This window comes from Vibrio sp. Vb0937 (assembly GCF_033338855.1).
On record NZ_JAWOTK010000001.1, the window covers coordinates 411,063 to 426,433 of the forward strand.

A 15,371-nucleotide genomic window follows, 5' to 3' on the forward strand; every position below is an offset into this window, starting at 1 on the left:
AGCCTCCAATTAGTAGGAGGCTTTGTTTTATCTTTGGCCTGGTCTGATGCGCGCCATGTAATAGGTATTGATGAATTCACCATCACGGAAGGAACCGTCAATCGCTTCACCTTCAATTTGAAATCCATGCTTTTTATAAAGCCCAATGGCGGCGTCGTTATCGGCATTGACCTCTATCTGAATTCTTCTCACATTTAACCAGTTATCTGCTAGTTCAGTGACTGTTTCTATCAATTTGCTACCAATACCGAGTCCATGGAAACTATCATGTACTCCGATGCCAAACGATGCAGTGTGCATCGTTCTTGGACGTAGAGAGTGGTGAAAGCCAATATTTCCGACGACTTTACGATCAATTTCAGCGACATAGCTATAAACACCATCAGGTATGTTTGACAACCTTTCCACCCACATCGCGAGCGAAGGCTTTGGGAGTTGCAGGGTTTCACGTTGTGCTTTTGGTTGTGAATAGATTTCTACGAGTGCCGCTGCGTCTTCGACGGTCGTTGGACGTACGATAATTTCCATGCCTCTCTCCTTCGCTTTTTAGTTTTAATTTTTAATCTAACCACAGTTTTCTTATTTGGATAGTGTTTTTTTATGTTTAATGGATAAATGCCTTTTAAATTAGCTTGTTATGATGTGTTTTTTTGAATTTTTAGTAGTGATTTGTCATCGAATTGAACGAGTAGATTGCAAAGGTGTTGAATTATTGTACTGAGAATGGCGCGTACTGCAGAGTATCGTGGTGAATTTCATGTCGCAGTAAATAAACGCATTTAGTCAAACTGTGACGACGGCACTGTGCGTCAGTTGACTTGAATCAATAGAGGATGGAGTTACCTCCTATGAGGTATAGGGAAACGACACGTTTAGGGCTATTTATGCTTAACTTGATAAGGGAGTTTTGTTGAGGAAATAGCATGAAATCCTCTCAGTCTAAAATATCGCAAAGTCGGCGCCGATTTTTGCGTGATACAGCTCGGACTGCGGCTGGTGTTGGCGCAGCTGCGTGTGTATTGGGCTTACAATCGCTACAAAGCCAAGCTCGAGAAACCAAAGGTGTGCCTATTCGTCCGCCAGGTGCATTGCCGGAAGGCGATTTCGAATCAGCTTGTATTCGATGTGGCTTGTGTGTTCAGGCATGTCCTTACGATACCTTGAAACTTGCGACATTACTTTCACCCGTCGCGACTGGCTCACCTTACTTTACTGCACGCGATATTCCCTGCGAAATGTGCGAAGACATTCCTTGTGTTGTCGCTTGTCCGAGTGGGGCGCTGGATCCGAAACTAACCGATATTGATGATGCTCGAATGGGTACAGCGGTTCTTATTGACCATGAAACTTGCCTTAACTGGCAAGGGTTACGATGCGACGTTTGTTATCGCGTTTGTCCGCTGATTGATGAAGCCATCACGTTAGAGATGGTTCACAACGACCGAACCGGCTATCACGCCAAACTTATCCCTACAGTGAATTCCGAAGTGTGTACCGGATGTGGTAAGTGTGAACAAGCGTGCGTGTTGGATGTCGCTGCTATTAAAGTTGTCCCGACGGATTTGGCGAAAGGCAAAGTGGGCAGCCACTACAATTTTGGTTGGAAAGAGATCGACAAACCACTCGAAAATATCCTCTCTAGTGAGACGCCTGTGCCGGAAGGTGCGCTTGAATCGCTAAAAGGAGGTAAGTAATGGCAAAGAATTTAGCTCAAAATGCTGGCAAAGAAGCGCTTGAAAAGCTTGGTTGGTGGCGCGCGCATCGGTTTTTGATTTTACGTCGGCTATGTCAGTTCACCATCATTGCGCTATTTATGGCTGGGCCGACGCTGGGAATTCTAACTGGTAATCTGTCATCAAGTATGTTGCTCGATACCGTGCCGTTAAGTGACCCGTTAATTGTGCTTCAAGCTTTGGCGACAGGGCATGTTCCGGAGTTTAATGCGTTGTTAGGCGTAGTGATTGTCGTGGTGTTTTACGCGATTTTGGCGCCGCGCGCATTTTGTGCTTGGGTGTGCCCGTTGAACATCGTGACAGACTTGGCGGCGTGGTTGCGTCGAAAGCTCAACATGAAAGCGAGCTATCGTTGGTCTCCCGTGATTCGTTATTGGCTGATCCCTGTTTTGATGTTGGGCAGTGCGCTGTCTGGCGCAATTCTTTGGACATGGTTAGATCCAGTGGCGGCACTGCATCGCGGGTTGGTGTTTGGTATGGGCGCAGGTTGGGTGTTGATCGCCCTAGTGTTCGTGTTGGATTTACTCTTGGTTGAGCATGGGTGGTGTGGGCACTTATGTCCACTGGGGGCTACCTATGGCGTGATAGGCCGAAAAAGCCTGTTGCGCGTTACTGCTGTTCGCCGCGAAGATTGCACCAAATGCATGGATTGCTTTTACGTTTGCCCAGAACCAGAAGTGCTTCGGCAGCCTTTGAAAGAGGGAGATCGTCGAGTTATGGATCAAAACTGCATTAGCTGTGGTCGTTGTTTGGATGTATGTCCAGAACATGTGTTTGAATTTAAAAATCGCCTATCAGTAAAAGTCATTGATTAAGCCACTGAGCACATTTACTCATGCTTTATTTCTCTTGATACTTGAACATCGCGCTTAGCCAAGGAGTTAAGTGCGATGTTTATCTTCATAACAATATCCCTCAGCCATATCTGCTTGCTCTGGGTTGAAAATAATAATGATATTGCGAATTTGTTACATTTAAAGCTATGATGATGCCTTCATATTTAAAGGAAACATCATGACTACCTCATCGCACGGCTGGAGAACGCCGCAAAATTTCCTCCTGTTAATTTCCATTATCGTGCCCATTGCTTTTTCTACCTGGATGGCGTTGTTGAACAACTTTGTTATCGAGAAAGCAAACTTTGATGGTGCCGACATAGGCCTATTGCAAAGTGTGCGTGAAATTCCGGGTTTTTTGGCCTTTACCGCCGTGTTTGTATTGCTGTTTATCCGAGAGCAACGCTTTATGCTCGTCTCTTTGGCGATGCTTACGCTTGGTACGGCATTAACAGGTTATTTTCCCACTTTGTACGGTCTACTTTTTACAACGTTGTTAATGTCCACCGGCTTCCATTACTTTGAAACACTCAAGCAGTCTTTGTCTTTACAATGGCTATCTAAAGAAGAAGCGCCAGAAATGCTGGGTAAGTTTATTTCTGTTGGAGCTTTGGCTTCTCTGTTTACCTACGGCGCCATTTGGGTTTCGCTCGAACAGCTCAAACTTGATTTTAAAACGGTCTATTTAATGGCTGGTGGTTTAGGTTTTGTGCTCATTTTGGTGATGGCATTTGCCTTCCCACAATTTAAGACAAAAGTGCCTCAGAACAAGAAGCTCATCCTGCGTAAACGTTACTGGTTATACTATGCGCTTACGTTTATGAGTGGAGCACGCCGTCAAATTTTTACGGTGTTCGCTGGCTTCTTGATGGTAGAAAAGTTTGGTTACTCCGCCGCAGATATTACGTTGCTGTTCCTGATTAACTATGTCTTTAACTTCTTGTTTGCGAAGCGAATAGGCCGTTTTATCGGCGTTGTTGGTGAGCGCAAAGCGTTGATGTTTGAATACGTCGGTTTGATCTTCGTGTTCGTCGGGTACGGTTTGGTGCAAACGGCAGAGTGGGCGGCAGCATTGTATGTTGTCGATCATTTATTTTTCGCGTTAGCGCTTGCGATTAAAACCTACTTCCAAAAAATTGCCGATCCTGCCGATATGGCGTCGACCGCAGGCGTTGCGTTTACGATTAACCATATTGCTGCAGTTGTAATACCTGTTACGTTTGGTGTCATCTGGCTTGTTTCACCTGCGAGCGTATTTTACATCGGCGCTGGTATGGCAGCAGTGAGCTTGCTGTTGTCACTCAATATTCCAGCGAAGCCGGAAGAAGGCAACGAAACTCGCTTGTTGAAGTGGAGTTAAGTTGGTACTCACTATCTAATCATTAAAGCGAATACCTGTAATTAGACTCGCTAAAAAGGGTGCTTATGCGCCCTTTTCTTTTTATTGCAAAGAGATAATCCCTCCAATGGTTGTCAATGCATGCCACGTCCGTTAGGGTTTAGAACTAAGTATTTCGAAATAACTTGGGCATAACTGACGCGAAACAATAAGAGGGGAGCTATACAGTGCAGATACATGGCAGAGAGTTGGATTTAGATCTAGGAAGCCGTCACATCGTTATTCAGCGCCGCTATGAGGCGTTAGGTGCTGCAAACGACCTACTCATTGCTATTTGGTTTTTAATTGGTAGCTTTTTCTTTTTGAATGATTCGTTGATTGAAAGTGGTACTTGGCTTTTCATCGTGGGCAGTGCGCAGTTGATCATTAAGCCCCTGATAAAACTGATGAGTTTAGTTCATGTTGGTCGTTTAAATAAGCAACTTTCTGGCACATCAGCGAGCCGCTGAAATTACCGCTTCTTTTGAACACTCGCAAGCAAGAAGCCAACAGGCGAGTTATCGAGGGGAAAGCGGGAAGATAACGTGTTCGCAATACTAAGCACGTTATCTTCTGTTTGAAGCTTAAGAATTTAGAACGGATACCAGAACAGTTGTGTGTCGATAACACGCTTGCTGATCGCCGCAATCACTATCACCGCAATCCCAGCCATGCAGATCATATCGGCTTTGGTCAGTGGTTTTAAGCTGTACCAAGTGCGAGAGGAGTGGCGGCCAAAACCACGTAGCGTCATCGCGTTTGAGATTTGATCGGCTCGGTCTAAACTAGAGAAAATCAGAGGTCCAAGAATCTTCGCGACGTTCTTCATACGAGTGAACAACGGAGCCTTCTTGCTCAGTTCTACTCCGCGTGCTTGTTGCGCGTGCATGATGTTAACAAAGTCCTTTTTCACTTCCGGCAAGTAGCGCAGCGTTAAGCTTACGGCATAGGCGATTTTGTAAGGCACACCCAAGCGGTTCAAGCTGGCTGAAAACTCCGTCGGGTGAGTGGTAAATACAAACACCAACGCGATTGGAAACATGCTGAAGTACTTCAACGTCACTGTTACTAGGTAAAACAATGTCTCTTGAGTGAGCGAGTAATTACCGGGTAACGAGAGTAAAACCGTTGATGAACCCATGAACTCAGTACCTTGTTGCGGTGCTAACGCGAACATAAACAGGGCATTGATCAGTAATACCGTGCCTGTACCGAATAACAGCGGTTTGTAGACATGAAAGGGCACTTTGGTCATTTTCAATAAGCCCAAACCCAGCACGATCAACAGCGCGATGATTCGCAAGTCAAATGTGGTCAATACCACCGTTACCCAAGCAATGAAAAGCAAGAACTTAGTAATGCCATTCAACTTATGAAGTGGCGATTGGGTATCGATGTAGTTGATACCAAACTTCATTTTGTTGTCTTTCATGCCACTGCTTTCTCTGGTTGGTTTACTTCGTCGCTTTTTTGTTGGCGGTGCGCTTTTTCTACATTGATAAAATGCTGCATAAAGCCATTGGTGTCCTCGATACCAACTTTCGTAGCCAACTCAAACAAACTTGTGGTAGTGAGGTTTGCTTGGTCTAGTAGCTCTGGACTGCTGAATACCTGCGTCATTGGTGCATCCGCGACTAATTTACTGTCTGCAATCACGATAGAGCGCGTGGTGTATTCCAGCACTAAATGCATGTCATGAGAGATGATCATCACGGTTACGCCCAACTCGCGATTGAGCTTTTCGATGAAACTCAGCATAGACGTGTAGTTTCGATAGTCCTGACCTGCCGTCGGTTCATCAAGGATCAGAAGCTCTGGTTCCAATACCAAAATTGACGCAATGGTTACGCGCTTTTTCTGGCCGTAGCTCAATGCTTCGATTGGCCAGTGACGGTATTTGCTCAAACCGCACAGCTCAAGGACTTCAAGTACTTTAGCTTCGATTTGTTTCTCTTCAACGCCACGATTACGGAGGCCGAAGGCCACTTCGTCGAAAATCATGTGATGGGAAATCATGTGATTCGGGTTTTGCATCACCACGCCCACTTTCTGGCTGCGCTCGAAGATGGTCAGTTCGTTAAGATCTTGACCATTCATACTCATTGAGCCGCTATCCGCTTCAATAACGCCCATAATCAGTTTGGTGATGGTCGATTTACCCGAGCCATTTTTGCCAAGTACAGAGACAAACTCGCCACGCTTGATGTCAAAACTCACGTCTTCTAACGCGTTTTTCTCACCGTCGTAAGAATAGGTGAGGCCACGGACTTCAAGCAAAGTCTCGGCTGGCGTTTTGGGCGGTTGTGCTTTTGAACCATCAAACCATGCTTGTACTGCCGGTTTATATTGCTCCAACGGTAAGGTAGTTAAGCTAGAAGGTTTTGCATCGCCCTCAATCGAGCAGCCTGCTTCTTTCAGTGCTGAAATATAAAGCGGTTCGCGGATGCCGTAATCTTCTAGCAGAGGCGACGCTAAAATTTCATCTGGCGTTGTATCGGCAATGATTTCGCCGCTTTCCATCAAGATAATACGGTCAACGGAGCAATGCAGAACGTCCTCAAGACGATGCTCAATAATTACGATGGTTTTACCCGTTTCGCGGTGTAGATCATCGATGATCTCGATGGTTTTTTTACCCGTTTTAGGGTCAAGCGCAGCTAGTGGTTCATCAAACAAAAGGATATCGACGTCATCGACGAGAATGCCCGCCAAAGAAACACGCTGTTTCTGCCCGCCAGATAAATCGTGGGGTGAGCGTTCTAGCATCTGTTCCAAGTCGACCATTTTGGCCGTGGCTTTGACCAATGGGTACATGTCGATATTTGAAGTTAGCTGGTTTTCCAGCGCAAATGCAATGTCTTCGCCAATGCTCAAACCGACAAATTGGCTGTCCGTATCTTGCAGTACGGTGCCAACTTGCTCAGTGTATTGGTGCATGTCGAAAGGGGCGGTGTCTTGACCATTGATGGTCAATGTTCCACTGGTTTCCCCTTTGATTGCGTGTGGGATCAGTCCGTTAAGACATTGCCCAAGGGTAGATTTACCACTACCACTTGGACCGATAATGACGATTTTCTCTCCTTTCTCTATCCTTAGATTGATATTTTTTAGCGTCGGTTTGTCCAGCGACTCATATCTAAAAGAGAAGTTAGAAAATTCGATTGTCATTCGACATTAAGCCTCTGTTAAGTTACGGCTTTGCTTGTTACGTTTAGCGACAGACTTAAGAATGAAGAAGCCAACAATAGCAATAAGAATGGTGTTACCGATCGCGATAATAGAAAGCTGGGTAAACACTTTAGTGAACGGTTCTGCGTATAAAATCGTGTCGAGGAATGCAGAGCAACCGTAACCAAATACGTTGCCTAATAGCGCAAGTACTACGAATAACGCGAAGTCTTTCATATTGAAATCACCTTTCTCCAAACGGTAGCGCGTTAGAGAAGGGAATAGACCGATAATCAAACCAACAATACCTGAACCAAGTACCCAAGTGAGCCATACGCCCCAACCTGCAAATAGGTCAGTAACCCAGTGACCAATAAAACCAACCAAGAAGCCAACAAGTGGTCCAAATAGTACTGAGAACAATGCTAATACTGCCATTGCTGGTTTTAGCGTTGTGTTTGCAAACACAGGGATGCCAAACATAGGTAAGCCGCCGATACCGTAAAGAGCAGCACCGATTGCAATAACCACAACAGTTTTAGCGGAAAGATTCATAGATAACCTCAGTTCAATAGTCGATTTTAAAGAACGTTCATTTATATTGTTGGAAAGCGTTAGTTATTTGATTGTGTAACATATATTCAAAACAACCAAGCTGCTTATTGTTTGCTCTATTTTTCTTCAGGAAATGTGTGATTTGATTCACGCATCCCTTTGACTGGCTTTGGTTTTAGCAAGCATTAAAAATAAGGCGCGCATTATACAGAATATTAATAAAAGTGGGAATGCTATCTATCTGGATGGCTAGAATGAATCAGGGGCTGATCGTCAGCCCCTGATTACACGGTTTGATGTTATTTTTACCAATAAATGAATGCGCTATATGTTCATTAATGGTCGAGGTATAAATAGTTCTGCCAGCTCTTCATACGAATAAGCACTTTGCGCATCACTGATACGTGAGTAAAGCTGTCTGAATAAACTGCAACTTCAACCGCAGTACCCATTGGTAGGTGGTATCCACTCAAGTCGTCGGTAATTTTCAGCTTCGCAAAAACACGTCCGCTCGTGCGCAAGGCATCAGTCCCAAGCAGAGCGCCTCGCGCTTGAATTTGGCTTTCACCAATGGCTGGAATCACGTCAATGACTTCGCCACGGAACACTTTGCCCGGAATTGCGCGGAACATAAATTCTGCTTCAAAGCCTGGCTTCAAGCGTTGTAATGAGTTCTGTCTGAATGCCGCGGTGTACGTAATGTCTTCGGTATGTACGAAGGTCATTGCCGGGGCAAGTGGCAACGGCACAGCCATAACACCAGGACGCAAAGCCAATTGCGTAACGTAACCATCGGTTGGCGCACGAACGACGGTTTGCTCTAGGTTAAACTCTGCTTTACGCAGCTCGGCAAGAAGTTGCGCGACTTGGGTATTTTCGCCTCCGATTTCAGAGTCCAGAGCGATTTGAGCTTGTTCTTGTTGCAAAATCGCAACGTCTAACATGGCTTCTGCCGCTTTATACGCTTGGCGTCGAGTATCCAAATCTTGTTCAGTAAACGCGCCACGATCAAAGCCCCTTTGATATCGGCTAAATTCCCTTTGTGCTTTATCTCTGTCCGCTTGCGCTTTCAATACAGCAGCTTCTGCCTCTCTTAGATCAGACTCTAAGCCCAACGCACCTTGGCTTGCTTCTTTGACTTTCGCTTCCAGGCGAGCAACTTCTGCTTCAAAAGGCACAGGATCGATTTTGAAAAGAATATCGCCCGTTTTGAGCGGTTGGTTGGCCTGGACTGGCACTTCCACCACGCGGCCACGCACGCCAGAGACGATAGGCGTAGTCGGGAACACTTGGTTACCCAATTGAGTAAATGGGTGGTTGTAGTTCATAAGCAGCACGAGTGTGCCCACTAACACTACGCCGCCAAGTACGGCGGTTGGAACGGTCCATTTGTTTAGAGGAATATTGAAAATTTTAAAAATGGCAATACAAAGAGCTGCGTAAGTCAGAATCAGCAATAAGTCCATTATTCGTCCTCTTTACTTTGTTCAGGCAAAGGCTTTTGCTGAATCTTTTGTTGTTTCAACATCGATACTTCGTTTTTGAGTTCGTTGACTTCATCGATGAGTTCTTCAAGGCGGTGATGAATGTCGTGTGTTTCTTGTTCTAGTTGTTTAAAACCCCAGCCGCGTTCCTTGCGCCATAATGTTGCCCAGATCCATAAAAATGGCCACAGCGCATGCAAAGTGAAAAGGCTGACCCAGCCAGCGTAGTGAATTGCGTCTTGGTGCGGGTGCTCTCTCTCTTTGGCGATTTCATATGGAATATCATGGATGACAATGATTCCGTAAAAGATCACTAAAGCAACGAAGATGAGTAACCCAAGTGCAAAATAGTCTAGAAACATCTTACCTACCTGTGCGTATTGCGAAATGGAAAATCTACGTAAATTAACAATTTAAGTATTTGTCTTAACTACAGATGAATCAAGCGGTTTTTATGTAGGAATTATGTTTATGCGATGTAAGTATCCACTGATGTTTATTGGCAGTTAAGGTGTTGCTGAGTACTTATTTAAACAAGCAGTGAAGTGATATAGGAAGGATAAGTAAAAAGTATACTAAAGCCCCAGGTGTCAACCGGGGCATGGTTTAAAGTTCGGTACAGACTTGGTTTCTGCCATTGGCTTTGGCGCGATAAAGAGCTTTGTCTGCACGATAAAAAGTTCGCTGAGTATTCTCGCCTTCTCGATGCAAGGTAATCCCTATGGATACGGTCAGCCCCCGTTCACCAAGAATATCGTCCCAACCATATTGATAAATCCGTTCACGATAATTCTCGGCATGCATTTCTGCGCGTTCCAGTTGGGTATTCTCAAGGATCACGAGGAACTCTTCACCACCAAATCGTACGCACGATGCGCCTTTAAATCTGAAGTAGGACGCCAGTTCCTGTGACACACTTTTGATCGCTTTGTCGCCCACCAAGTGGCTTAGTTCGTCATTGATGGATTTGAAGTGATCGATATCGATGACCATCAATGCAAATGCAGTATCGTGCAGAAGTAGATCTTTTAGTTTAACTTCTAACCAGCGTCGGTTGTGTAAAGACGTAAGTGGATCGGTAAAGACGTCCTGCTGTAGCTGAGCAACAGTATTTTTATGCTGCTTGGTGGTTTCTTTTAGTTCTTTGTTTTCTAGCTCTGACAAAATGAGTTTGAGTTGTAACTCAAAGCGTGAAAGTCGGCGTAGTTGAGCAGACCCTAACTCACCGATCGGAATATGTTTTACAAGATCACATTCGATTCTGTGCGCTTTTTTTTCACAATTTAATGCTTCTTGATACAACCCTTGAGAGGCGTAAACTTGACTCATCGCGTTATAAAAATGCTGAGTAACGATAGGAGATAGCTGCTTTTGAATCCTTTTACTGATGGAGTCCAGCGTTAAGTTAGCTAAAGAAGTGTGCCCTACACCGTTTAGACAATACGCAGTCTCAATTTTGACCATCGTGGATAACCAGTATGTCGTGGCACTACCCGTTGTATACTGAACATTCGAAATAGCCAGCAACGCACTGGGGTAGTCTTCTTGCAGACGATATAATTTGGCTCGGTAGAGGTGAATTTGTGCGGCGAGGTTTTTATCACTGACGAGAATGCTCAGTTCTTCACATTCACTCAATAGCTCTTTGGCGTCTGCGGTACGGTTCAAGCTGATATAACAGGCTAGCATGTACAGCTTGTAACGAAGGCGTAGGGATCGACTGCCAATAGCGTGATCGATAGCATCTATTTTTTGATAATAACGTAATGCACGTTGGTGATCCCCATAGGCATCGCACAAATTACCCATTCCAATAATGGCCAATACGTACTCATCAATATAGCCGTACTCGACGGCGATATTGGTTGAAGCAACATACTCGGTTAATGCCGCATTGTAGTCACCTACTTCAACTAAACGCTCACTCAAGCTTGCTTTCACAGAAAGAATATCTTCTACATCCTCTGGTAAAACAAGCAACTCAAGCGCTTGTTTCAATTCACTAATGCTGTCGTTGAGCTGTTTGATCTCTCTTCGATACTCGGCGCTAATGATATAGCAATGCGCTTTCTCTCGGTTTGTTGACGCAATATGTAACCCTATGTGTTCCCATAGCGTAATCGCTTCTTCACCTGAAACGGAAGAAGGATCGATACCTGCGTCAGTCACCTTGCTAAGCAGTTGTTCCATTCTTCATTACCTCAATATAACTTTCTTCGAGCTGTTCTAACGTGAATGGGAAGGTCAGGATATCTTGCAAATACAGTATCGGTTTCGGGCCTTTGATTCCGCGTCGCTTCCATGGATAGATGTCTAACATCGCTTGGACAGTGCGGTAGACCTCTTCTGCTGCTTGACCTTTTTCTGCAATTAACATTGCTAGCCTGTTACTGGAAATTCTCGAGATGAGGTCGCTGGAGGTTGTCAATGCATGAACGAGCTCGGTACAAACATCGAGAACTTCGGGGTTTGAATGCTGAATCATAATGATGGCGTGGTTAGAGCGTTTGAGCTCCGTTTTAAACAAAACTAACTGTTCCCACCAGTAGGTCTCAGAAACGACATTAGAGAACTGTTTTTCAGGGTCGTATTCGTGTTGAGAGCGAATATGATTGATCAGCTTACGTGCTCGCTGCTCTAGTTGGCGTTTAGAGCCTCTTGCTTTATCCATGCTGATTCGATGAGTTTGTTCTTTGAGCATTTTGAGTGCGTGCTTACGGTATTTCTTGAACGCGTTAAACGCAGACTCAAAGTCACCTTGTTCTTCAGCGACTCGTGATTGTTGGAAGCAAATTTGGCTGAGTAGCTCACCGTGGTCGAAACTGAGTGCAGACTCTTCTGCTGCAAGTAGCAACTTGGCAGCGCTGTCTGTATTTTGGCGCAAAAGCTCAAGTCTTGCTCGGCTAATAAAAGAGTGTGCTTTCATCCAAACGAGGTCATGCTCAATGGCGAGCTGGTGGGCTTTTTGGGTGGCTTCTTCGGCCGCATCAAGGCGTTCTAGTCCAAGCAGTGCTAACCCTTTAAAGTCCCAGATCTCGGCTTGCCACGTACTGTCATCATGATCTTTTAATACTTCGGTTGCTCCATCCAGTACCGTAAGCATCTCGACAAACTTATTTAGTAAGTAATAGTCCCAAGCTAATAGGATGCGCGCTTTGCCTTCTAACCAAGCAATACGAACATTGTTTGCCACTTTAACGGCTAACTCATGAGTTGAAGCGGCAAGTTGGTGTTCATTAGTGATGCGCCATACATTACCAAGCCCAATTAGAGATTCGATTTGAATTTCAACATCATCAACAAGAGCAGATTGTTCGAGCGCATTAATCCAATATTGTTGCGCGGAATAATACTTTGCTTGGCCCCAATATTGGAGAGCAAAAAGATGGAGAATTTCCGGGAGATGATCGTCGGTTTCAAGCTGTGTTTGTTTGCTGTAAGCGTCTTTGACGAGTTTTAAGCCTTGTCGGTAATCCATTAGGCACCAACAGCATTGCGCCATGATGAGTAAGGCTTTGATCTCTCCGTCCACAAATAAAATTTGTTCCGCGCGGATACGATATTGCTGCGCAATATTAAAGGTATGTTTAGGGGCCGATTTTATTTGGCCTTTAAGCTTAGTGAGATCATCTTCTAGCTGAATTTGGTTTTTATCCAACGTTCACATCCATGACTATCGAACTGGAAATCACACCTAATATTAAGTGGTTAGATGCATGTTTCTTTACCAAAGCGATGCGGATAACGTTTTGGTAAACGATCAGGGGCCGTAATGTATACCGTTACAACCCCTAATTACTACATCTAAATTACCAATAGAATAGCTACGATAGGAGCTGTTTGATTGTCAAAGGTGCATCAGAGACTTCTAACCTTTGTGCAGCGGTAAGACCTTGTTTATCCTGATAGCACAAATTATGCCAAGCTCTGAATATATCTAAAAGAGGTAAAATACCAGCAGGTCGTAATTTGCGACGTGGCTCGTTAATGAAGCTTTCGAAAAGAATCTGAAAGCGGTTTTGATAAAACTTCACATGACGAGTTGTCGCAACGTTAAACCATTTTTCAGGCTCATTTTGATCGCCAGCGAGGTAGCAAATGCCTTTGTGGTTTTCGTTTTGACTAGAGATTGCCCAACGATCGCGCCACCAACTCATATAGGCGATATCGACTTTGCCAAAGGGAGTGCTCATGTCCCAACTAGCGTCCTCTTCTACGTACATCAAGTCGACACTTTTCTCTTTAATACGAGGTAAACAAACGCTCAGTGCAGCTGAACGTAGTAGGGGATCTTGAGGCATGTATAGAGATACACGTTTGTTTGGGCAGCACATATCAAGTACGTGCAAATAGTGTGCATACGAGGTGTATGGCGGACGGACTAATGCCCCTTTTGAAGGGTAATGAAATACAGATAGATTACCAAGAGGGTCTTCTACGTTACCGCGAGCCAAAATTGTTTGGTATTTTTGGTCAATTCGCTCTCTGAGGTGATAAGAAGGTTCCGCAAGCGGCTCACTTGCTTCCGCTACATACTCCTGGGAAACAAAACGAGACACCTCATCGTAAGGATTATGATCGAGCGTTGCGATTGGCTCTTCATCAGCGGAATAATTGACGTGCTGGCAAAGAATATAGCCAGAATGCGCTTCGCCAGAAACAATCCAATACACACCGTTATTGCTGTTCGGTTGCAATGCAATATAGTTTGAGGCCAATTCATAATGCGTTGCGTGGTTTACCCAGCGCGCATCAATGGTTGCAAGCTTGCGGCGGCAGCGGCTAGCTATATGGTCAACATGGTCGTAAAAGGTTTTTGGGTTAATACTAAGCTTACGGCAGATTTCTCGTACGGAATATCCCGTAAACAACAAGCCCATCAAGTTCTCTTGAAACTGAAGCTTCTTGTTGGCACCAGACCACTTGTCGACAAAGGTACTTTGACACACTTTACAGCGGTAACGTTGGCGATCGCCACTGTAACCGAAAGCGTGATAGAGGTGTTTGTGAGTGTGGACAGAAAGTCCAAAGTTGTCGCAATCATCATTACGGCAAGCAGGCAACCCGTCACTGTGGACGTGCCGCAGGCGATGAAGTTCGTTCACGACATCGCGATTATTAAGTAAGGGGGGGAAAGCTCCACATTCACGGCATACCATCGCCGGACGCTTAGGGTTCGCATGTTGCAGAACGTAACGCTTTGCATCACTCAATCCAAAGTTGTCACACGCCAATGTTTTACAAAAGTTGAGTTGTAACCCATCTGCGTCTTTTGGCAGTTCGCCGTTAGACACAATCGCCCCCTCGGGATAATTCGGGCAGCCAGCATAACTCTGGCTGCAAATTATTACTTACTATTTGTTCTTAGATGTTGATTGCAGTTTCTAGTGCAACTTTCATCATGTCGTTGAACGACTTCTGACGCTCTTCTGAGCTTAGTTTTTCACCACGGATGATGTGGTCAGAAACTGTCAGGATAGTCAGTGCTTTCGCGCCTAGGTCAGCTGCTACGCCGTAGATACCAGCCGCTTCCATGTCTACACCTAGGATGCCTAGTTTTTCCATCTTCTCGAAGATGTCTGCTTCTGGTGTGTAGAACAGGTCTGCAGAGAATACGTTACCTACTTTTACAGGCACTTCCTGAGCGCGTGCTTGGTTAACTGCTTCTTCTAGAAGACCGTAATCAGCGATTGCTGCGAAATCGTGGTTGTTGAAACGGATACGGTTAACTTTAGAGTCTGTAGAAGCACCCATACCGATAACAACGTCCATTAGTTTCACGTCGTCACGTACTGCACCACAGCTACCCACACGGATAACGTTTTTCACGCCGTATTCAGCGATTAGCTCGTGTACGTAGATACAGCAAGACGGGATACCCATGCCGTGGCCCATTACAGAAACTTTTTTGCCTTTGTAAGTGCCAGTAAAGCCGAACATGTTGCGAACGTCACAAACTTGTTTCACATCTTCTAGGAACGTTTCAGCGATGTATTTAGCGCGCAACGGGTCGCCTGGCATCAGAACTGTTTCAGCGAAATCACCTGGTTGTGCGTTAATGTGTGGGGTTGCCATAAGTGCTCTCCAAAGTTTTGTTTTGATAAAACGCCTCTATTATAGAACGCTATTACCAATTCTGTTGAACTTGTTCGTTTTCGTTGAGGCAATAATATCGGGACGTACAGTAGCCCCTTGAGAGCTTAGTCACAAAAACCAC

The 15,371-nt window shown here is 45.0% G+C and carries 14 protein-coding genes; 4 read left to right on the forward strand and 10 right to left on the reverse strand.

Annotated elements, in window-relative coordinates:
• Window positions 1-27: 27 nt before the first annotated feature.
• Entirely contained in the window at window positions 28-528 is a 501-nt protein-coding gene (locus R7P67_RS01865) for a GNAT family N-acetyltransferase (protein WP_318085863.1), read from the reverse strand.
• A gap of 395 nt (window positions 529-923) precedes the next feature.
• On the opposite strand from R7P67_RS01865, the gene napG reads away from it, so the two are divergent.
• From napG to R7P67_RS01885, 4 genes are all read left to right on the forward strand, one after another.
• The gene (gene napG, locus R7P67_RS01870) at window positions 924-1,694 is read left to right on the forward strand and encodes a ferredoxin-type protein NapG (RefSeq protein ID WP_213875886.1); all 771 of its coding nucleotides are present in this window, start codon (window positions 924-926) and stop codon (window positions 1,692-1,694) included.
• Window positions 1,694-2,548 carry a quinol dehydrogenase ferredoxin subunit NapH gene (gene napH / locus R7P67_RS01875; protein WP_213875888.1) on the forward strand — a complete coding sequence of 285 codons (855 nt, stop codon included), beginning with the start codon at window positions 1,694-1,696 and terminating at the stop codon, window positions 2,546-2,548. The genes napG and napH overlap by 1 nt, the downstream gene beginning before the upstream one ends.
• Window positions 2,549-2,747: 199 nt before the next feature.
• Window positions 2,748-3,929 carry an MFS transporter gene (locus R7P67_RS01880; RefSeq protein ID WP_005375129.1) on the forward strand — a complete coding sequence of 394 codons (1,182 nt, stop codon included), beginning with the start codon at window positions 2,748-2,750 and terminating at the stop codon, window positions 3,927-3,929.
• A gap of 206 nt (window positions 3,930-4,135) precedes the next feature.
• Window positions 4,136-4,417 carry a YrhK family protein gene (locus R7P67_RS01885; RefSeq protein ID WP_025768568.1) on the forward strand — a complete coding sequence of 94 codons (282 nt, stop codon included), beginning with the start codon at window positions 4,136-4,138 and terminating at the stop codon, window positions 4,415-4,417.
• 122 nt (window positions 4,418-4,539) lie between these two features.
• Here R7P67_RS01885 and R7P67_RS01890 read toward each other — a convergent pair whose 3' ends face one another.
• The 9 genes from R7P67_RS01890 to deoD form a co-directional block, all read right to left on the reverse strand.
• Window positions 4,540-5,379: an energy-coupling factor transporter transmembrane component T family protein gene (locus tag R7P67_RS01890; protein WP_104976444.1), complete on the reverse strand. Its 840-nt coding sequence runs from the start codon at window positions 5,377-5,379 to the stop codon at window positions 4,540-4,542.
• Window positions 5,376-7,115 (reverse strand): ABC transporter ATP-binding protein, encoded by a 1,740-nt coding sequence (locus tag R7P67_RS01895; protein WP_213871256.1) that lies wholly within the window; start codon window positions 7,113-7,115, stop codon window positions 5,376-5,378. Before R7P67_RS01895 ends, R7P67_RS01890 begins: the two co-directional genes overlap by 4 nt.
• 6 nt (window positions 7,116-7,121) lie before the next feature.
• Window positions 7,122-7,670, reverse strand: coding sequence for an ECF-type riboflavin transporter substrate-binding protein (locus R7P67_RS01900; RefSeq protein ID WP_005375133.1), 549 nt, complete (start codon window positions 7,668-7,670; stop codon window positions 7,122-7,124).
• A gap of 335 nt (window positions 7,671-8,005) precedes the next feature.
• Window positions 8,006-9,136 (reverse strand): HlyD family secretion protein, encoded by a 1,131-nt coding sequence (locus R7P67_RS01905; RefSeq protein ID WP_005375134.1) that lies wholly within the window; start codon window positions 9,134-9,136, stop codon window positions 8,006-8,008.
• Window positions 9,136-9,516, reverse strand: a complete 381-nt coding sequence (locus R7P67_RS01910) for a DUF3302 domain-containing protein (RefSeq protein ID WP_005375135.1) — start codon at window positions 9,514-9,516, stop codon at window positions 9,136-9,138. Before R7P67_RS01910 ends, R7P67_RS01905 begins: the two co-directional genes overlap by 1 nt.
• 244 nt (window positions 9,517-9,760) lie before the next feature.
• The gene (locus R7P67_RS01915; RefSeq protein ID WP_151515322.1) at window positions 9,761-11,344 is read right to left on the reverse strand and encodes a GGDEF domain-containing protein; all 1,584 of its coding nucleotides are present in this window, start codon (window positions 11,342-11,344) and stop codon (window positions 9,761-9,763) included.
• Window positions 11,328-12,812, reverse strand: coding sequence for a hypothetical protein (locus R7P67_RS01920; protein ID WP_005375137.1), 1,485 nt, complete (start codon window positions 12,810-12,812; stop codon window positions 11,328-11,330). The genes R7P67_RS01915 and R7P67_RS01920 overlap by 17 nt, the downstream gene beginning before the upstream one ends.
• A gap of 166 nt (window positions 12,813-12,978) precedes the next feature.
• The gene (locus R7P67_RS01925; protein WP_005375138.1) at window positions 12,979-14,448 is read right to left on the reverse strand and encodes a hypothetical protein; all 1,470 of its coding nucleotides are present in this window, start codon (window positions 14,446-14,448) and stop codon (window positions 12,979-12,981) included.
• 70 nt (window positions 14,449-14,518) lie between these two features.
• Window positions 14,519-15,229, reverse strand: a complete 711-nt coding sequence (gene deoD / locus R7P67_RS01930; RefSeq protein ID WP_005375140.1) for a purine-nucleoside phosphorylase — start codon at window positions 15,227-15,229, stop codon at window positions 14,519-14,521.
• Window positions 15,230-15,371: the final 142 nt, after the last annotated feature.